This is a genomic window from Enterococcus sp. LJL120 (assembly GCF_054871765.1).
Window position 1 is genome coordinate 20039 of sequence record NZ_JBTXLV010000003.1, and the last position, 20029, is coordinate 40067.

Here is a 20029-nt window from a genome sequence, read left to right on the forward strand (position 1 = left end):
AGTCAGGAATGAAAACAAAGAAGAAAAGTGCAATTTTTAATTATTTATTCTTATTCGTTGGAGCAGTTCTAATCTTAATTCCTTTGATTTTGACAATTACCAGCTCCGTAAAAGAAACAAAGCAAATTCAAACCGATTTTCTGGGATTGCCGAGTCCTTTGACTTGGGATAACTTTACCCGTTTATTAGATGACGGCATCAGTCAATATTTCTTTAATTCTGTGACGATTACCGTCGTGTCGATTCTCTTGATTTTGCTCTTTGTACCAATGGCAGCTTACTCAATTGCCCGAAATATTTCAAAGCGCAAAGCTTTTGCGATTTTGTATACCTTATTGATTTTGGGGATTTTCGTGCCATTTCAAATTATCATGATTCCGATTGCCAGCTTGATGACCAAGTTGAATTTATCTAGCATCACCGGCTTAATTATTTTGTATCTCGCCTACTCGGTACCGCAAACGTTGTTTTTATATGTGGGCTACATTAAAAATACCGTACCGGTGGATATTGATGAAGCGGCGGAAATTGATGGTGCCGGCAAGCTGCGGATGTATTTCCAAATCATCTTTCCCTTGATGAAACCTATGCATGCGACGGTTCTAATTGTCAATGCGCTGTGGATTTGGAATGACTTTTTGCTCCCTTTGATTATTTTAAACAAGGATGCCTCCAACTGGTCCTTGCCATTATTCCAATACAATTACTCCAGTCAATACTTGAACGATTTTGGGCCATCTTTTGCCTCTTACGTGGTGGGGATTGTCGTTATTTTAATTGTGTATCTGGTCTTCCAAAAGAATATTATTTCCGGTATGACCAACGGCTCTGTCAAATAAAGCAGTAGCAGTAAACTTCCGCTGTTAGCTTAAATAGCTGATGAGTTTCTTGATAAAATCGCCTCGGCAGTCTTTTCATCAATCGCAAGATTCGTTACAATGAAGGGGAGCTTGTTGGGGTAATTGAACTTTAAAAAGTTGCAATTAATAGCAATCAGGATTTACTGATGACAATAGTTTAAAAACGAAGTTGATCCTCAGCAGAAGCTGTCTCACATTTCAAGCGTTACGGGTAATTTCAGCTGAGGAATTCACGGATAGAAAAAATTGCGGGGATCGGCTGAGTATCTTCGCCTTTTTTTTCAAAAAAATTACATATTGGTACCATCTAGGAGGAGAATTTATGAAAAGTATTCGCGTGGAAAATGGGGTCTTCCATCTTTCCAACCAGACCATCAGCTACCTTTTTTATATTGAAGAGGGGGGTATCTTGAGTCATCTGTATTTCGGCAAAAAAATTGCGGAATATCAAGAGGGCTTTCGCTTTCCGCGAGTGGATCGGTCGTTTGCGGCTAATTTGCCAAATTCAACTGAACGGGTTTTTTCTTTAGATACTGTCCTGCAGGAATTTCCCGGTAACGGCAATGGTGATTTTCGTGAGCCAGCTCAGATGATTCGCCATCCAGATGGCTCGACGATTAGTGATTTTCGTTATGATTCATATGAAATTATCTCCGGTAAGCCTAAGTTAAAAGATTTACCGGCGACTTATGTCGAAGCCGATGCTGAAGCGGACACTTTAAAGGTGACGTTAAAGGATGAAGTCGGTGGCTTGTATTTGGATTTGTATTATACAATTTTTGCCGATCAGCCGCTTGTTTCCCGGTGGAGCGAATTACGCAATGTCGGAGAACAGACGGTCCACATTCAAAAATTGGCCAGTAGCAGTCTCGATTTTCCGAAAAGAGATTTGGAGTTGCTACATCTTTGCGGCAGTTGGTCTAGAGAGCGCACAATTGAACGGGAAGTAGTCCACCACGGCATCAAAAAAATTGATAGTAAACGGGGTTCCAGTTCCCATTTTGAAAATCCTTTTGTGGCTTTGTTAAGTCCTCATGCAACTGAAACAGTTGGCGATGTTTATGGTTTTTCGTTGGTTTATAGCGGTAATCATGAAGCGATTATTCAAAAGGACGCTTACGATCAAACGCGGGTTGTAATGGGCATTAATTCCTTTGGCTTTGACTGGCCACTAGCTGCCGGTGAAAGCTTTGTGACTCCAGAAGTGGTGATGGCTTATTCGAGTCAAGGCTTGAATCAAATGTCTCAGGCTTATCATGAGCTATATCGCAATCGTCTAGTGCGGGGCAAATTCCGCAATCAAGAGCGGCCGATTCTGGCTAATAACTGGGAAGCGACCTTCTTTGATTTTGACGATCAAAAAATTATGGCAATTGCCGATGAAGCCAAGGATTTAGGCGTTGAATTATTTGTCTTAGATGATGGCTGGTTTGGCCATCGGGACAGCGATAATTCCTCATTAGGGGATTGGGTGGAGGACCGCCGTAAATTAAAGCATGGCTTAAAGGCATTAGCTGAAGCAATTAAACAAAACGGAATGCAATTTGGGCTGTGGTTTGAACCGGAAATGATTTCTGAAGATAGCGAACTGTTTAAATCCCATCCCGATTGGGCCTTTCATGTACCCGGTCGGCCAATGTCACCGGGACGGGGCCAGTTTGTCTTAGATTTTTCCAGAGCCGACGTGCGGGAAAATATTTTCCAGCAGATGAAAAATATTTTAGATGAGGTGCCCATCGATTATATTAAATGGGATATGAATCGGAATATGACAGAGGTTTACTCGAGTTTATTGACAGCAGAGGAACAAGGAACAGTTGCCCATCGTTATATGTTAGGGCTTTATGATTTGTTAGAAAAACTGACCCAGGCCTATCCTGATATTTTATTTGAAAGCTGCTCAGGTGGCGGCGGCCGTTTTGATCCGGGGATGCTTTATTATATGCCGCAGGTTTGGACTAGCGACAATACCGATGCAATTTCCCGCTTGAAAATTCAATACGGCACCAGCTTGGTCTATCCAATCTCCAGTATGGGGGCCCATGTCGCAGCGGTGCCGAATCATCAAACCGGTCGGATTACGAGTTTACAAACTCGGGGAGCGGTGGCGATGTCTGGAGTCTTTGGTTATGAATTAGATTTGACGACATTATCGCCAGAGGAAAAAGCCGAATTTAAAGAGCAGGTAGCTTTTTATAAAAAGCATCGGCAATTGATTCAATACGGAGAATTTATCCGTTTACGCAGTCCCTTTGAAAAAAATCAAACGGCGTGGATGTTTATTGCCCCAGACCGCAAAGAAGCCCTCGTCTTTTACTATCAAACATTAGCCGAAGCAGTTGCGCCTTTTGAAGTGCTGCAATTAGGCGGCTTGGACGCCGAGTATACCTATCATGTAGCTGGCGATGGCCTTGATTTAGAAGCAAAGGGAGATCAGCTGATGAATTTAGGACTGTATATGGGCCTGAACTTTAACGGGGATTTCCAATCGAGTATTTTGCATTTGCAGGCGCAATAAAAAATGTAAAAAAGTAAATAAGAGCTTGGTGGATTCTTCGAAGTTTGAGAAGGATTTGCCAAGCTTTTTTTGGGGGCTGCAAGCAGCATTTAGCCACCGGAAAATCCCAATAACACAACAGCCTTCAAACATGGTAAAATATGGACAGTTTTTAAAATCTTTGCAAGGCTGACAGAAAAGTCAGCTTGTGTTGCACCTTTTACGGAGGAATCAATCATGAAAATGAACGTGGAAAGTTTTAATTTAGATCATACGAAGGTCAAGGCCCCTTATGTGCGGGTGGCTGACCGCAAGACGGGCGGCAATGGTGATGTCATTGTCAAATATGATGTGCGTTTGAAACAGCCTAACCAAGAGCATATGGAGATGGCGGCGCTGCATTCTTTGGAACATTTAACGGCGGAATTAATTCGCAATCACGCAGATTATATCGTGGATTGGTCGCCGATGGGCTGTCAAACTGGATTTTATTTGACTGTCTTAAATCATGAGGATCTAGCAGAAATCATGGATGTTTTAGAGCTGACGATGAAAGATGTCTTAACTGCCACCGAAGTACCTGCCAGCAATGAAATTCAATGCGGCTGGGCAGCTAGTCATACATTGACGGGCGCCCAAGCCCTTGCAGAAGAATTTTTAGCGAAACGGTCTGAATGGGGCCAAGTATTTGCTTAATTTCCTAAAAATAGAGAAGTCGCCGTGCTTTTTTAGCACAGCGGCTTTTTATTTTTGCCCAAAAAGCCTTCTATAGAGTAAAATGGTGAGACTAACAAAGGAGCTTAGCGAATGAAAGAACGGGTAGTTTTATTTAGTGATGCAGTTATTGCAATTATTTTAACGATTATGGTTTTGGAATTGCCGGTGGACCTCCATAGCGGCGTGATTAATTTTCCTGAATTGTTTCGCGGAGTAGGAATTTATTTTATCAGTTTTTGTTTTGTGGCTAATCTTTGGTTTGAGACGGCCCAAAGCTTTAATAAAGTTGAACGAGTCACCAATCGCGACTTAGTTATTTATCTTCTTTCACTTTTTTTCTTATCATTGGTGCCGATGTCGACGGGACTTTTAATTGAAGACACGAATTCTCAGGTGATGCTGATTTATGGCGTGTTGACACTGATTGTTTTGTTGTTGACGCAATTTTTGATTATGAGTCTGACAAAGCAAGCTATCGCCGAGAAAAAAGTGGAGGCCTATCAAATTGAAGTCTTAAAGGGGCGTAACCGAATCGATGTCGGTCTGCGTTTAACCTTATTGATTATTGGGCACTTTTTCGTGCAGATTGGTCTAGTGATTTATTTGATTCTGCCGATTGTTTCCTTTTTGCAAAATATTGTCGATCGAGAAGAAGACAGTTTGGTCAAGCAGATGGATGGCGAGCAAAAGGAATATTATTTGCAGGAGCGAGGCCAAGTCTGGGGCAATCCGATGAAAAAATATTCCCACCTGCTGCGTAATTCGTTGCAGGAGTATCAGCAAAATGGCGAGCGACCGGACGCTCAGTGGTGGAGTCAATTTAATCAGCAGTGGGAGGCCCAATTAGCCGGCCAGATTCAACAGACAAAAGAGCGTTTGGCAAATAGCAACGCCTCTGAAAGAAATCATTTAGAACATGAGTTGCAAAAGCTGACCAGCGAACAGGAAAAATTTCGCAAACGGGTGACCATGATGCAGCAAAATCAAGAGCGGGGCTTTCAGCGGCAGCAGCACAAACAACAGCAGCAGGAAAGACACCGCAAGCCAAAAAAATAAATTTTATAGTTTAGATAGTTTTAATTAGAAGATTTTAATAGACAGCTTTTTAGCTGAGCTGACGGAATTTCTTCAAAGTAATCGGGTTATTTGGTATGATTAGGGAGTATCTAGGAGGAACGAAATGAGAATATTTGAAATTGTGCTTTTGGTATTAATCTTCATCAATACGGTGTCGGCGATTATTACCGTTTTTCGAAAGCCCCGCAGTATCGCCAGTGTCTTGGCCTGGCTGCTAACCTTAGTGTTAATTCCGGTGTTGGGCTTTATTTTATATGCCTTTGTCGGCCGCGGTTTGACTAACCGCAAAGAATTATTTGGGAAAACTGATGTTGAAAAAAATGAGCTTAAGGATATTCGCCGCAGTATTTCTCAAGACAATCATCTGGTGAATAATGAAAATATCGAAGCGGATAACTTAAATCTGCAATCGCTGATTCATTATTTCAGCAATATGGATGGGGCGCCTTTAGCAAAGCGGAATGAATTAAAACTTTTTACAGATGGACAAGAAAAGTTTGCGGCGCTGCTGGAGGATATCCGTCAAGCCAAGGATACCGTTCATGTTGAATACTATGCTTTTTTTGATGACCGCATCGGCAATAAATTGTTGAAGGCTTTAACTGAAAAAGCCAAAGAAGGTCTTGAAGTCCGCGTTATTTACGATCCGTGGGGCGCTAATTCAAAGCCCAAGTGGTTTGATTCTTTTAAAGCGGCGGGTGGAGAAGTGGCGGCTTTTATCACTTCTAAGAATTTAGTGTTAAAAACCCGTTTGAATTATCACTTGCACAGAAAAGTTGTGATTATTGATGGAGAAATCGGTTGGACCGGCGGCTTTAATGTCGGTGACCAGTATCTAGAGATGACTGAAAAATTCGGTTACTGGCGGGACACTCATCTGCGAATGAAGGGTTCTGGCGTGCGCTCTTTACAGGAAATTTTTATCATGGACTGGAATGCTTCAATTTCAGATAAAAGTCGCAAGCTGCCATACAGCGGAATTTATTTTCCAGAAATCGACCAGGATTGCCCCGGTACCTCAGCTGTCCAAGTGGTCGCTGATGGTCCCGATTCCAGCTTTGATATTATCAAGGGAGGCTTTATCCGCATGATTTTAGCGGCAAAAAAATCGGTCTGGATTCAAACTCCTTATTTTATTCCTGATGATAGTATGGTGACGGCGCTTTTAGTGGCGGCCCATTCTGGTATTGATGTAAAGGTGATGATTCCTAATAAACCGGATCACCCTTTTATTTATCGGGCCACTCAATACCATGCAAACTACATGCATCGGTTGGGAATTAAAATCTATCAATATGATGGTTTGGATAAGCGGGGCGGCTTTATGCATGCCAAAACGATGGTGGTGGATGATGAAATTTGTACCATCGGCTCCACCAATCAAGATACCCGCAGCTATTCACTAAATTTTGAAGACAATGTTTTTATCTATGATCCGGATTTCGCATCTCAACTTGGGAAAGTTTTTACAGAAGATATGAAGAACTGTATTCTGCTAACCGATGAAATTATTAAAAAGCAATCGCTGTGGCTGCGCTTCAAGCAAAGTTTTTCCCGCTTGCTGTCACCGATTTTGTAGCATTTAAGTTAAGCTTTTAAATCGAATACAACACAAAAAACCGTCAGCTCTTATTTAACAGAAAGCTGATGGTTTTTTGCTGTGCAATTGTAGAGAGCTCAAACTAAAATAAATTTCTGCCCTTTAAAAAAGTTCCAGCGCTTTTTGGACAAAGCGCTCGCCAAAAATCGTAAACATCTCCTGAGCTTCTTCAAAGTGATTGCCGACTGCATCCAAGGCGACAGGGCCGTGATGGATAAAGGGCTTGCCTAGGGCTGAGCCGCCGGAATAAACGAGCATGCCCTTCGTCAATAATATGCCCGTCAACGCCATAATAGCAGAATCACTACCACCTTGAGCGTAATGGGCGGTGGCAAAACAGCCGCCTAATTTTCCGCCGAGTTTTACTGAATGATTGGTGGTCAGCCATTCTAATACTCGCCAATGGGCCGTTGCGAGATAGGTCGGCGTGCCAAAGATAATTCCAGCGCAGTCATTTAAATAAGCGACATCCAGCTCTTCATCTAAAGAAAATAAACGCACCTCAACAGGCGAAGCGCTCATTCCTTGAGCGATGCATTCTGCCATTTTTTTGGTATGTCCTCCGTGGGTGTAATAAATAATCGCAAGTTTCATCCGCTGCTCCTTTTGTTCGTTTCTTTAACTATAGGATTTTTTTCACAAGATAACAAGGTGATAAGGCTGAAAAGTTCAAAGCAGCAGGTTGATGCCCTTCGCTATCAAGCAAGTTATTAGGTTAAAACATGCTATACTTTAATTAGCAAATTTTATTGAAGGTGGGGATTTGAAATGCTTTGGCGAATTTTTCTGCTTGCCTTATATGTTGTGGGATTGATTTTTCTGGCTGGAAAAATCAAAAAGGAAACTACTGTTACGAAGACAACTAAGAAGACTGTCTATTTTTTGCTAATCTTCGGCGGAGGCCTACTGTTTTATTTTCTATTTACCTTTTTATTTTTTGGCGGCAATTTTTGAATGTTGTTAGTTCCTGCTGAGAAGGCTAAGCCACTTGAATAGAGAATAATCGTTTTAAGCTGGGTTCATCCGCAAATACTTGCCAATAAAATTAAAATTTTGAAGACGATTTATAAAATAGCACAGGTTATAAAACTGTGCTTATTTTGCATTTTAGAAAACGCTAATTTCTTGTCGGGAATCAGGGTCTCTGCTATTATGTATGAGACTTCTATTTGACGATTAATTTGTTATGTAACAGACTGAGAATGTGTTATAAAAGAAGTTAAAAAACCATCAGGGGGATATGATTTTGAAAAAATGGCTAACAGGTTTGACAATTGCGGCAGCAACTTTATTTTTGGTGTCCTGCGGCAATGATTCTTCATCAACAACTTCGAGTACCCAAGCCGATACTAGTTGGAGCGACGTGGAATCTGCTGGGAAAATTGTAGTGGCAACATCAGGAACACTTTACCCTTCTTCTTATTACAATGATGATAACGAATTAGTTGGTTATGATGTTGAGATTGCCCAAGAAGTTGCCAATCGTTTGGATTTGGATATTGAATTTAAAGAATACAACGTCGATGGACAAGTGACCTCTGTGCAAAATGGCGAAAGTAATTTCGCTGCTAATGATTTTGGCTTGAGCACTGAGGATCGAAAAAAATATTTCAGTTTATCTGAGCCTTATAAATACTCTTTTGACAGCATGATTGTCAGACAAAGTGATGATTCTGGGATTGCTTCTTTGGAAGATTTGCAAGGGAAAAAAGCCGCTGGGGAACCAAATACCAGCTATATGCGAATTGCCGAAGCTTATGGTGCAGAATTAGTCACCTACGATAATGCGACTAATGACCAATACCTCACCGATGTAGCCAATGGCCGGACCGACGTTATTTTAAATGATTACTACTTGCAAAAAATGTCAGTGGCAGCACTGCCGGATATTCCTGTCAAAATTTTAGAAGATGTCTATTTTAACGAAAGCGAATCTGGCTTTTTAATGGATAAAGAAGACCGAGCTTTGCAGGAGCAAATTAATTCCGCTTTGACCGAGATGAAAGAAGACGGGACTTTAAAAGAAATTTCTGAAAAATACTTTAATGCCGATGTATCAGTTAAGCCTGACGTGGAAATCACGGAAACGGTGTCGGTGGACTAATGTATATTCCCAAGCTTGATTTTGCTTTGATGTGGGAGTCGTTGCCTTTTATTTTAAGCGGTTTGTCCTATACAATCGGCTTAGCAGCTGCTTCATTTCTGCTGGGGAATATTTTGGGAATTTTGTTGACAGTCTTAGGTCTGGTGAAAAATAAAGTCATCAATGCCATCGTCAGAGTGTATATCTCTTTTTTGCGGGGCGTGCCGGCTTTAGTGCTGTTGTTTATTTTGTATTTCGGCCTGCCGTACCGGCTAAATGCTTTAACGGCAGCGATTATTTGTTTCACTTTAACCAGCAGCGCCTTTATCGGTGAAATATATCGAGGGTCGATTGTCGGAATTGATTCTGGTCAATGGGATGCTGCCTATGCGCTGGGCATGCCTTTTAGCAAGGTGATGCGTCTGATTATTTTGCCTCAGGCAGTGCGGATTTCCGTGCCGGCTTTGAGTAATGTTGCTATCGATATTATTAAAGGGACTTCACTGGCGGCGATGATTACGATACCGGATATTTTTCAAAAGGCTAAGATTGTCGGCGGCCGCACCTTTGATTATATGTCGATGTATATTTTAGTCGCTTTAATTTATTGGATGCTGTGTTTAATTATTGAGTTCTTCCAAAAACGCTTAGAACTTTTCTACAGCAAAAGATATGGATAGCTTGTTTAGCCCTCGCTTTTTTGGCGAGGGCTTTTTCTTAGCTAAGAAGTAGAAGCTTACTGTCTGCGAAAAAAATAGCGGTCACCGCAAAAATGTGAAACCCATGCTCCTCAGATTATTAGTTAAAATTTGCGTCAACTAACAGCTTGCTTTCCTTGGAAAACCTTTCCATCAGCTGAGGCTTTCTTTATAATCAAAGGAAACGACTAGTAGAATCGGGGAGAGTACCATCAAGCAGATAAAACTTTTTAGACGTGTTAATGTAGGTATCAATTTTTTCATGGCAATTGGCGCTTTTTTTGGTAGTCTGGCCGCTTTGATTCCCGGAGCGGCAGAGAGTATGGGACTGACGGCAGAGGCCCTTAAAAATTCGCCCTTTCAAACTTTTTTAATTCCGGGCTTGTTTCTTTTGCTAGTTTTAAGCGGCGGCAATTTGGTGAACGGCCTGCTGTTTTTAAAAAAGCAGGCCAGCGCAGTCTTTTTAGCGGTCTTAATGGGGGGCATTTTAATGCTATGGATTATCATCCAATGTCTGATGCTCTGGAGCGTTACACCGCTGCATGTAATTTTTTTCTTTGTCGGGGCAATTCAATTCAGCAGTGCCTTGTACCTATTGCTTACATTAAAGTGCAAACTACCCTTCAGCGCTCATCAGAATTAAAGTGTTGCTTCTCTAAAGAAAAATTGTCAGAGGACATCAGTTTGAGGAAACAGTTAGAAATGATCAAGGATTGTATTTTTAGTTTTTCTAAATAAGCTTCTAGACAAAAAATCTAATAAATCCTCTAAATCCGGCAAATTAATTTGCTAAAAAAGCTGGTGGGGAGTAGAGTAAACTTAGGTTTGTTTAGAAAAGAAGGTTATCTTATGTCACTAAATCCATTAGAACGTCGCCGGACTAAAAAAGAATTTGTTGAAAATATCAAACTCACTGGCTTAAGCGAAAGTGAAATTGCAGCAGATTTGCAAATTTCTGTCACAACTTTACAAAGTCTCTTGATGTTAAAGCCAAAAGCAATCGAAGATGTCTGGATTTTGCGGAATTACTTACTGGAAAAAGTTCGGGCACAGGGAAAAACCCCCGTTCCCTTCACCGCATTAAAGGGGAATCCAGAGGACTATTGGTTTATCGATAGTCAAAAGGTTTTAGCCAAACAGATTAGCTGAACTATAAAAATAAAGCCAGACAACTGGCCTAAAGAGCAACTTCACACAGCGAATAAAGTCGCTGAAGAGTGCTCAGAAGGTCAGCCGTCTGGTTATTTTTTTTGCAAAAAACAAGCTGGGATAGGTGTTTAATTAGTATTAAACATTTAAACGAGTATCAATTTGCTTAGAATCAAACATTTAAATGAATATTAGTTTAGTTAGAACTAAGCATTCAAAAATATGCATTGCAAGTAGGTAGTAAGTGTGTCAATTTATAGTTTGCGCAAAAGACTTCCTAAAACACGGGAGAAATAGCACCTCTAAGGAGTAAATCTCCCTATAAATTAATGTTATTCCACTCGTAAAGTTTTTAAAATACTTCTTAATTCAGCAACTGGCACTTGTCCGGGGGCTGAGGCGGTTTTGGCAGCGCCGAATGTCGCATCTGAACCAAAGACTTGACCGGAGACTCGGCTGACCATGCCTAAAGCGCCCATCGACATCGTAATTAGCGGTCGATCAGAAAATTTTCGTTTCATTTCCTCGGTGGCGCTGAGTAAGACCAACACGTCAGCGGCATTTTGCGGCATGACGGCGATTTTACAAATATCGGCGTGTTTATCCTGCATTTTCCGCAAGCGGCTAATAATTTCATCCTTGGCCGGTGTGGCGTGAAAATCATGATTGCACATCACGATTTTAATACCGTTTGCTTGGGCGGCTGCGACAATTTCTGCCACGGGTTCCGCTGGTAAAAACAATTCCACATCCAACAAATCAATCTGCGCATCATGAATCAATGCACGATAAAGAGCGAAATAATCCTCCGTTGGCAGAGCCATCTCACCACCCTCTGCTTGGGTGCGAAACGTTGCCAGTAGTGGTTTAGCGATAATGTTTTTGATTTCCTTGACTAGGGCAAGAGTCTGAGGAAAATTGCAAACGTCTTGATAAAAATCTAGCCGCCATTCTACTAAATCACAATCTAATTGGGCAACGAGTTGGGCTTCTTCGATAATTTTATCGCGGGTTTGCCCCACCAGCGGGACAATAATTTTCGGCAGGCCTGAGCCAATTTCAATCTTTCCTACTTTAACGGTTTTCACATCAATCAATCCTTTTCCTTCATTTCACTTGCGGCAGGAGCGCCTCAACTTTGAAGAGTAGCTAGTACCATTGTAAAGATTCTTTTCAAGAGAGGCAAATCAGTTCCGATAATTATTTTTGCTATTCTTCGTCAAACAGAATAGCTTTGATATAGTCCACCGGCATTTCTTCGCCGGTGAATAATTTGAAGGCCTCCGCTCCTTGATAGAGCATCATGCCCAAGCCATTAATCGCTTTTTTAGCACCATGCTCTTTGGCAAATTTTAGTAATTTTGTTTCTCTTGGGGAGTAGACGACATCAAAGACCACTAAATCTGGGCGAATCATTTCCGGGTCGTTAATCAAGCTAAGATTTTCTAAAGGCTTCATGCCGACGCCGGTTCCATCAATATAGATACTGCTTTCGGCAATTGATTTTTTGAAGGCTTCCTGGTCAGCGAGGTCCGTTAAGGTGGCCAAACAATCTGTATGCTGATTAATTTTATCGACCGTTTCCTGAGCATTAGCGTAGGATGGATCTTTGATATTAAAAATCCGCAGCTCTTTAACACCATCTAAGGCGGCTTGAATTGCAATCGCCGTACCAGCTCCGCCACCGCCAGTCATCGTGATGATTTGATCTTTGACGCTGACGCCTTCTTCTTTGAGAGCACGCATTGCGCCAGTGCCATCGGTGATATGGCCGACTAAATGGCCTTTGCCGTCTTGATTAACCACAGTGTTGACTGCGCCGACTAATTGCGCCGCTGGAGATAATTCATCTAACAAGGGAAGGATGGCTTGTTTATTAGGCATGGAAACATTTGAGCCACGAATGCCTAGCGCCCGAATCCCTTTCACTGCATCGGCTAATTCTTGATTGCCGACTTCAAAGGCTAAGTAAGCATAATCTAAGCCAAGCTTGGCGAAGGCTTCATTGTGCATTTTTGGTGAAAGGCTGTGGCGAATAGGTGTCGCAATTAAACTGATTAGTAGGGTGTGTCCGGATAATCTTTCTGTCATTGTAGCTGACCTCACAAATCCTATAAATTTTTTCAAAGTAACATTAAATTAAAAGTGTTTCGGAAAGTTTATTTTTTCACATGTTTAAGCTTCTTTCATCATAAAGGAATGCCAGCAGAAATTCCAATTCGTTTTTTTGATAAAACTGATTTATCACAGCTATGGATTGCTTTCTTTTCAACTTCAAAAAAAATTTGAAATTATTTTTTTGAAATCGTTGACAATTTTTTAGTTTAACGTTAAACTTCTTTTTGTAGGAATGAGTTTAACGTTAAACTAAAATAAAAATCTTAGGAGGCTAGCTGATTAAGAAAAATTTTTAGAGGAGAAGATGGATGAAGGTCACAATCAAACAAATCGCTCAAGAAGCCGGAGTCAGTGTCACAACAGTTTCCAATGTGGTGAATAATAAGGCTCATCGGGTTTCTGCTGAAAAGAGAGAAATCATTCAAGCGATTATTAAAAAATATGATTATGTTCCCAATATGAACGCCCGCTCGTTAGTCAACTCCTCTTCAAGACTAATTGGTCTGTTGTATTTTAGTCACGAGGCGGCGGGTCCGGTTGATTTTTCCACCCCCTTTGCCTCAGAGGTGTTAGAAGGGGTCGAGCGGAAGGTCAAAGAGCTAGGCTACTTTACCTTGATTCATAATGTCACCAATGTTGATGAGATTTTGACGATTAAAAATAATTGGCTGTTTGAAGGCTTTATCGCCGTTAGTTTTTCTCAGGAAATGTTTGAAAAAGTGCGGGGGAAATTAAAGGAGCCGACGATTTTTGTCGATACCCATTTGGAGCCAAAGGTGTATCAAAGCTTAAAAGATTATCCTGATTGCTTTGTAATCAATACAGATGATTTTGAAATGGGTAAAAAAGCCACCCGCTATTTAATCAGCCAAGGCCATCGCCAGATTGCTTTTTTGAGTCATCACTTTGACGAAGAGCAGCCAGGGGTTATCAAAGAACGCTATCACGGGTTTAAAGCAACGATGGAACAAGAGCAGCTGCCTTTAAGAAAAGAAAACTTTTTTTACGAGGAACAAATGTCCAAGCTATTGGCGCAAATTGACAATTTTACCGGTGTCGTTGTTGACGGCGATGATCTAGCGTTGCAGTTCATCCACTTTTTACGGGTGCATGGCAAAAAGGTGCCGGAGGATTTGTCGATTATCGGTTTTGATGATATTCGTTTTGCAGCATATAGCGACCCGCCGTTGACGACGATTCGTTTAAATCAAATCAATAAAGGCGAACAAGCGATGGAAATGCTTATTAAGGAAATGCAAAAGCCCCAAGAAAAAAGGAAGCAATTGGTTTCTCTGCCAGGAGAATTAGTGATTCGTGAGACTGTCGGCAAACCAAAAAAATAAAAATGAATGTATTATCAGCAGGAGGAAATGAAATGACTTTAAGAATTGGAATTATCGGTTGCGGTGGAATCGCCAATGGCAAACACATGCCCTCATTGGCACAGGTTGCAGAAGTAGAAATGGTAGCTTTTTGCGACATTATTGAAGAGCGGGCAGTTAAAGCGAAGGCTGATTTTGGAACTGAAACGGCTGAAGTCTACACCGATTACAAAAAAATGTTAGCAGAAGCGAAATTAGATGTTGTCCATGTCTGCACACCAAACAGCAGTCATGCGCCATTAACGATTGCAGCACTAGAAGCTGACAATCATGTAATGTGTGAAAAACCGATGGCCAAAACCAGTGCCGAAGCCAAAGAAATGATTGCGGCTGCCAAACGAACCGGCAAAAAATTAACGATTGGCTATCAAAATCGTTTCCGGACAGATTCTCAATACTTACACGAAGTATGTTCAGATGGTGAATTAGGCGATATTTATTTCGGCAAAGCCCATGCGATTCGCCGGCGGGCAGTCCCAACTTGGGGCGTTTTCCTAGATGAAGAAGCACAAGGGGGCGGACCATTAATTGATATCGGCACCCACGCTTTAGATTTAACTTTGTGGATGATGAACAATTACAAACCAAAATTTGTGGTCGGTAAAGCCTACCATCAATTATCACAAACTAAAAATGCCGCCAATGCTTGGGGACCTTGGGACCCAGAAAAATTCACGGTAGAAGATTCAGCATTTGGGTTTATCACGATGGAAAATGGCGCGACAATCTTCTTAGAATCCAGCTGGGCTTTAAACAGCCTAGATGTCAAAGAAGCTAAAACAACTTTAGCCGGGACTAAAGGCGGCGCTGATATGAATGATGGCCTGAGTATTAATGGTGAAGATCACGGTCTTTTATTTGAAAAGAAAATTGAATTGGAAACAGGCGGCGTTGATTTTTACGATGGTGCTGGAGATGATCCTGCCTTAAAAGAAGCAGAATCTTGGGTGGCAGCCATTTTAAATGATACCGAACCTGTTGTGAAACCAGAAGAAGCGCTAGTAGTAACAGAAATTCTGGAGGCTATTTATCAATCTTCCGCAAAAGGCGAGCCCGTCTTTTTGAAAAACTAGGGGCAACGAGCTATGAAAAGTGCGTTGCAGCTATGGAGCGTTCAAGATAGTATCAAAAATGATTTTCTGGGAACTTTAAATAAAGTCAGTGAGATGGGCTATCAAGGTGTTGAATTTGCCGGCTATTTTGATGTTGCGGCAGCGGAAATCAAGCAGGCTTTAGACGAGTTGAATTTGACAGCCGCTGCTTCCCACATTCCCTATCAGCAGCTTTTTGAAAATCTTGAGGCAAGCTTGGCCTTTGAAAAAACATTAGGCAATCAGAATATTGTAATTCCTTATGCGACCTTTGAAACGCAAGAGGAATGGCAACAGTTTTTCCAACAAATAAAAGTATTGGTGCCAAAAATTCAGCCGGCTGGTTTTCAGCTGTACTACCACAATCATGCCCATGAGTTTTCCGAAATTCCTGAATTTGACGTGCTAGAGGCAATGCTGGCGGCTGTGCCTGAATTGAAATTAGAAGTGGATTTGTATTGGCTAGCCTATGCCGAAAAAGATGTCATTCAGTGGTTAAATAACCATAAAAAGAGGCTTGGCTTACTGCACATCAAAGACATGCAGGACAATCCCCAAGAGAGTACGATTATCGGTCAAGGCCATTTACCAATTGCCGAGTATGTTGCGTTTGCTAAAGAACAGCAGCTGCCATGGCTGATTGTTGAACAGGAAGCTTTTCAGGGAATTGATCCACTGGTAGCTGTTGCTAAAGGCTATCAAAATTTAAAGACATATTTGTAATTTTTTAGAAGTAAAATTTTTTTTAATTAAACTAGGAGGAAATTTTAGATGAAATTAGGCGTATTTACCCCATTATTTAACAACTTGAGCTTTGATGAAATGATTGATGTGGTTTCTAAAAAAGGTTTGGAAGCAGTCGAAATCGGGACTGGTGGTTCTCCCGGCAATGCCCATTTAGATATTGATAAATTATTGGCATCTAGTGATGAAAGAAAAGATTATTTGGCAAAATTAGCGGACAAAGGCTTGAGCATTTCTGCTTTGAGTGCCCATCATAATCCAATTTCACCAAATGCAGCGGTTGCTAAAGAAGCTGATGAATTATTACAAAAAACCATTAAATTAGCTAGCCTGATGAACGTTGAAGTTGTCAACGGCTTCTCTGGAGTTGCCGGCGGAAATGCCACTGACACACAAGTGAACTGGCCCGTTTTACCGTGGCCAACTGAATATACAGACAGCTATGAATATCAATGGGACCAAAAACTGATTCCTTATTGGAAAAATATCAACGGCATTGCTGAAAGTGCCGGCGTGAAAATCGGGATTGAATTACACGGTGGATTTTTAGCCCACACACCTTATACAATGTTGCGCCTGCGGGATGCAGCTGGCAAGGCCATCGGTTGTAATTTGGATCCAAGTCATTTGTGGTGGCAAGGAATTGATCCAGTTGCGGCGGTTAAAATTTTAGGTGCTGACAATGCTATTCATCATTTCCATGCAAAGGATACCTATTTAGATCAAGACAATATCAATATGCATGGTTTAACAGATATGCAGCCTTACAGCAATGTTAAAACGCGGGCTTGGACTTTCCGTTCAGTTGGTTGTGGTCATGATTTGAAGGTTTGGTCAGATATTATTTCAGCGTTGCGGATTTACGGCTACGATTATGTCTTGAGTATCGAACATGAAGATCCAATTATGTCGATTGATGAAGGTTTAAATCGGGCAATCACCAACTTAAGAAGTGTAATGATTAAAGATATGCCGGCTGATATGTGGTGGGCATAAGTATTAAGTAAAAAAATCGTTCGGGGCTGCGCTTGAAGTTTTATTCTCAAAAAGACAGCCTCGATGTTAGTTGCAAAATTATTTTTTTAGGAGGCAGCTTATGAACTTAGCAGTAATCGGCTACGGAGGCATGGGAAGCTATCATGTGAAAACTTTGATTCCTGAACAAAATCCCGGCGTCCAAGTTGTCGGTATTTATGATATTGATCCAACCCGTCAAAAGGAAGCGGAAAAAAATGGCCTGCAGGTGTTTACTAATTTAGAGACACTGTTAGCAGATCAAAAGGTTGAGGCGGTCTTGATTGCCACGCCAAATGACAGCCATAAGGAATTGGCAATTGCCAGTTTGAAAGCAGGCAAGCAGGTTATTTGTGAAAAACCGGTGGCGATGAATGTGGCCGAGCTGGATGAAATTTTAGCAGTAGCTGAAGAAACCGGTAATACGTTTATGGTCCATCAAAATCGCCGTTGGGATCCAGATTTTTTAATTATTCGGGACTTGTATCGTCAAAAACAAATTGGCGATTTATTTCAAATCGAATCTCGGGTGCAGGGTGCGAACGGAATTCCCGGCGACTGGCGCCATTTGAAACAGCATGGTGGCGGTATGATCTTAGACTGGGGCGTGCATTTGTTTGACCAAATGCTTTTTCTAGTCGACAGTCCGATTAAAGACATCGCCGTTGATTTGAGTTTTATTTTAGGGGATGAAGTCGATGATGGTTTTATCGTTTATCTGACTTTTGAAGATGGTCTGCGGAGTTTAATTGAAGTGGGAACCACGAATTATACTAAACTGCCCCGTTGGTACGTGAAGGGCATTAAAGGTACCGCCAAAATTGATGACTGGGATTTATCTGGAGAAATTATTGCCAGTGCTGAGAATGCCTACGCCGCTGCACCTGCGCCGATTCAAGCTGGCGTTGGTCTAACTAAAACGATGGCGCCGCCTTCAGAGGATGCGGTGGAAGTTTTAAGTTTCCCTGAGGCTAAAGCAGAATACCCAACTTTTTATGAAAATTTTGCTGCAGTCGTCGCTGGCCAAGCGGAACCAATTGTCAAAAATGCTGAGGTTCGCCGAGTGATGCTCCTAATTGAAAAGATTTTTGAATTGGCGGAGGAAAAAGCAACCAGTTTAAATTTATAAAAAAAGAATGTCGAGAAGCAGTCGTCTGCTGAAATGGGTAGGGAGACGGAACTGCTTCTCGCTATTTTTTTGTCTAAAATTAGCTGCGGGAAATTTCCCAGCGCCTGACACTTTGGTTCATTCAATGGTGCTGGTTCCCAGGATTAACCAGAAGTCTTGTAAGCGGATACCAGGATTGGTATAACTAATGTACCAGCAAAAATAAGAATAGTTTTTGCACAGAGAAGAGGAGGAAGTTCACTTATGATGGAAAAGATCCAACGGTTTGGTGGGGCCATGTTTACGCCGGTTTTACTATTTTCTTTTTCCGGGATTATGTTGGCGGTAGCAATTATTTTTAAAAATCCGTTAATTATCGGCAGCATCGCCAATGAAGGCACCACTTGGTACAGTATTTGGACCATTATTGAAAATGGTGCTTGGACCGTATTTAATCAAATGGAATTATTATTTGTCATCGGCTTGCCGATTGGTCTAGCTAAAAAGGCGAATGCCCGCGCTGCGCTAGAGGCTTTTGTCGTTTATCTGACGGCTCAATATTTTATCGGCAGCATGTTAGAATTTTTCGGTGATTTTTTCGGAGTCAACTACAATCAAGAGGTTGGCGGCGAAAGCGGCTTGAAATTAATCGCCGGTATCAAAACCTTAGACACTAGTATTGTCGGCGCAATTTTAATTTCAGCGATTGTTGTTTTTCTCCACAATCGTTACTTCGATACAAAATTACCAGATTTCTTGGGAGTTTTCCAAGGATCATCCTTTGTTGTAATTTTAGGATTTTTCGTGATGTTACCTGTCGCTTTTCTATTCTGTCTGATTTGGCCGAAAGTTCAAATGGGTATCGGTTCGATGCAAGGATTTCTAGCGAGTGCCGGCGTCTTTGGCGTTTGGCTCTACACCTTCTTGGAACGAATATTGATTCCGACCGGGCTGCATCATTTCATTTACACGCCGTTTGTTTTTGGACCAGCAGTTGTTGAAGGCGGAATTGTTAATTATTGGATGTCCCATTTAAATGAGTTCTCGCAAACGACTACACCGCTAAAACAATTGTTCCCAGAAGGCGGCTTTGCTTTACACGGAAACTCAAAAATCTTCGCTTCACCGGGGATTGCGGCAGCCTTTTACTTTACCGCAAAACCTGAAAACAAGAAAAAAGTCTTGGCCGTTTTAATTCCTGCAACGTTGACAGCTGTCTTAGCAGGGATTACCGAACCACTAGAGTTTACCTTCTTATTTGTTTCACCTGCATTGTTTGCGGTCCACGCTTTCTTAGCCGCTTCAATGTCTGCAACGATGTTTGCCTTTGGAGTTGTCGGCGATATGGGTAGCGGCTTAATCGATATGATTGCCAAAAACTGGTTACCGCTCTTTGCCAACCACAGCGGCATGATTTTCACGCAAATTGCCATCGGTTTAGGATTTACCTTAATTTACTTCGTTGTTTTCCGCTTCTTAATTTTGAAATTTAACTTTGCGACACCAGGACGGGAACCAGATGCAGCAGAAATTAAACTGCATACTAAAAAAGATTACAAAGCTAAACAAGCTGGCGAACCAGTTGGTGCTAGTGCAATCGCTGGTGGCAACCAATATACTGAACAAGCAGCTATTTATCTAGAAGCTTTCGGCGGTTCCGATAATATTGATAAGGTCAACAACTGTGCGACTCGTTTAAGGATTACCGTTAAAGATGAAAATCTAGTGGGAGCCGACGAGGAATTTCGTTCAGGCGGAGCCCACGGGGTTGTCCGCAAAGGCAATGCCTTCCAAGTTATTGTGGGCTTAGATGTTCCACAAGTCAGAGAACAATTTGAACAATTATTACAAGTTAACGACTAAACAGGAAAAATGAGAGGAAGAAGAACAA

The 20029-nt window shown here is 41.5% G+C and carries 18 protein-coding genes; 15 read left to right on the plus strand and 3 right to left on the minus strand.

All coding sequences use genetic code 11. The annotated features are described in order from the left end of the window. Positions 1-8: 8 nt before the first annotated feature. The 5 genes from ACYSNU_RS05465 (at position 9) to cls (ending at position 6730) form a co-directional block, all read left to right on the plus strand. Positions 9-839 carry a carbohydrate ABC transporter permease gene (locus tag ACYSNU_RS05465; protein ID WP_461736188.1) on the plus strand — a complete coding sequence of 277 codons (831 nt, stop codon included), beginning with the start codon at positions 9-11 and terminating at the stop codon, positions 837-839. Between the two features lie 343 nt (positions 840-1182). Next, positions 1183-3378, plus strand: coding sequence for an alpha-galactosidase (locus tag ACYSNU_RS05470; RefSeq protein ID WP_461736189.1), 2196 nt, complete (start codon positions 1183-1185; stop codon positions 3376-3378). A gap of 216 nt (positions 3379-3594) precedes the next feature. Next, complete coding sequence (locus ACYSNU_RS05475; protein ID WP_461736190.1) at positions 3595-4053, plus strand: S-ribosylhomocysteine lyase; 459 nt, start codon at positions 3595-3597, stop codon at positions 4051-4053. Between the two features lie 111 nt (positions 4054-4164). Then, complete coding sequence (locus ACYSNU_RS05480) at positions 4165-5130, plus strand: TMEM175 family protein (protein WP_461736191.1); 966 nt, start codon at positions 4165-4167, stop codon at positions 5128-5130. Positions 5131-5254: 124 nt separating this feature from the next. Further along, entirely contained in the window at positions 5255-6730 is a 1476-nt protein-coding gene (gene cls, locus ACYSNU_RS05485) for a cardiolipin synthase (RefSeq protein WP_461736192.1), read from the plus strand. A 123-nt stretch (positions 6731-6853) separates the two neighbouring features. Here the strand turns inward: cls and ACYSNU_RS05490 are convergent, their stop codons facing one another. After that, positions 6854-7345, minus strand: a complete 492-nt coding sequence (locus tag ACYSNU_RS05490) for a flavodoxin family protein (protein ID WP_461736193.1) — start codon at positions 7343-7345, stop codon at positions 6854-6856. Between the two features lie 652 nt (positions 7346-7997). Here ACYSNU_RS05490 and ACYSNU_RS05495 point away from each other — a divergent pair. The 4 genes from ACYSNU_RS05495 to ACYSNU_RS05510 all read left to right on the plus strand — a co-directional run bounded on the left by ACYSNU_RS05495 (position 7998) and on the right by ACYSNU_RS05510 (position 10681). Beyond that, entirely contained in the window at positions 7998-8855 is an 858-nt protein-coding gene (locus ACYSNU_RS05495) for a transporter substrate-binding domain-containing protein (RefSeq protein WP_461736194.1), read from the plus strand. Continuing rightward, positions 8855-9514 (plus strand): amino acid ABC transporter permease, encoded by a 660-nt coding sequence (locus tag ACYSNU_RS05500; RefSeq protein WP_461736195.1) that lies wholly within the window; start codon positions 8855-8857, stop codon positions 9512-9514. The genes ACYSNU_RS05495 and ACYSNU_RS05500 overlap by 1 nt, the downstream gene beginning before the upstream one ends. Positions 9515-9794: 280 nt before the next feature. Further along, positions 9795-10175, plus strand: a complete 381-nt coding sequence (locus ACYSNU_RS05505; protein ID WP_461736196.1) for a hypothetical protein — start codon at positions 9795-9797, stop codon at positions 10173-10175. Between the two features lie 206 nt (positions 10176-10381). After that, positions 10382-10681 (plus strand): DUF2316 family protein, encoded by a 300-nt coding sequence (locus tag ACYSNU_RS05510; protein ID WP_461736197.1) that lies wholly within the window; start codon positions 10382-10384, stop codon positions 10679-10681. Positions 10682-11013: 332 nt separating this feature from the next. Here ACYSNU_RS05510 and aroD read toward each other — a convergent pair whose 3' ends face one another. Beyond that, positions 11014-11769, minus strand: coding sequence for a type I 3-dehydroquinate dehydratase (aroD, locus tag ACYSNU_RS05515; protein ID WP_461736546.1), 756 nt, complete (start codon positions 11767-11769; stop codon positions 11014-11016). A 121-nt stretch (positions 11770-11890) separates the two neighbouring features. Next, on the minus strand, positions 11891-12772 hold the full coding sequence (locus tag ACYSNU_RS05520) for a shikimate dehydrogenase (protein ID WP_461736198.1): 882 nt from the start codon (positions 12770-12772) through the stop codon (positions 11891-11893). 335 nt (positions 12773-13107) lie between these two features. Between ACYSNU_RS05520 and ACYSNU_RS05525 the strand changes: the two genes are divergently transcribed. The 6 genes from ACYSNU_RS05525 (at position 13108) to ACYSNU_RS05550 (ending at position 20001) form a co-directional block, all read left to right on the plus strand. Beyond that, positions 13108-14142 (plus strand): LacI family DNA-binding transcriptional regulator, encoded by a 1035-nt coding sequence (locus ACYSNU_RS05525; protein ID WP_461736199.1) that lies wholly within the window; start codon positions 13108-13110, stop codon positions 14140-14142. A gap of 32 nt (positions 14143-14174) precedes the next feature. Next, positions 14175-15254: a Gfo/Idh/MocA family protein gene (locus ACYSNU_RS05530; RefSeq protein WP_461736200.1), complete on the plus strand. Its 1080-nt coding sequence runs from the start codon at positions 14175-14177 to the stop codon at positions 15252-15254. Positions 15255-15266: 12 nt separating this feature from the next. After that, positions 15267-15995 (plus strand): sugar phosphate isomerase/epimerase family protein, encoded by a 729-nt coding sequence (locus ACYSNU_RS05535; protein WP_461736201.1) that lies wholly within the window; start codon positions 15267-15269, stop codon positions 15993-15995. Between the two features lie 48 nt (positions 15996-16043). Then, positions 16044-17012 (plus strand): sugar phosphate isomerase/epimerase family protein, encoded by a 969-nt coding sequence (locus ACYSNU_RS05540; RefSeq protein ID WP_461736202.1) that lies wholly within the window; start codon positions 16044-16046, stop codon positions 17010-17012. A 100-nt stretch (positions 17013-17112) separates the two neighbouring features. Then, positions 17113-18159: a Gfo/Idh/MocA family protein gene (locus tag ACYSNU_RS05545; RefSeq protein WP_461736203.1), complete on the plus strand. Its 1047-nt coding sequence runs from the start codon at positions 17113-17115 to the stop codon at positions 18157-18159. Positions 18160-18402: 243 nt separating this feature from the next. After that, on the plus strand, positions 18403-20001 hold the full coding sequence (locus ACYSNU_RS05550; RefSeq protein ID WP_461736204.1) for an alpha-glucoside-specific PTS transporter subunit IIBC: 1599 nt from the start codon (positions 18403-18405) through the stop codon (positions 19999-20001). Positions 20002-20029: the final 28 nt, after the last annotated feature.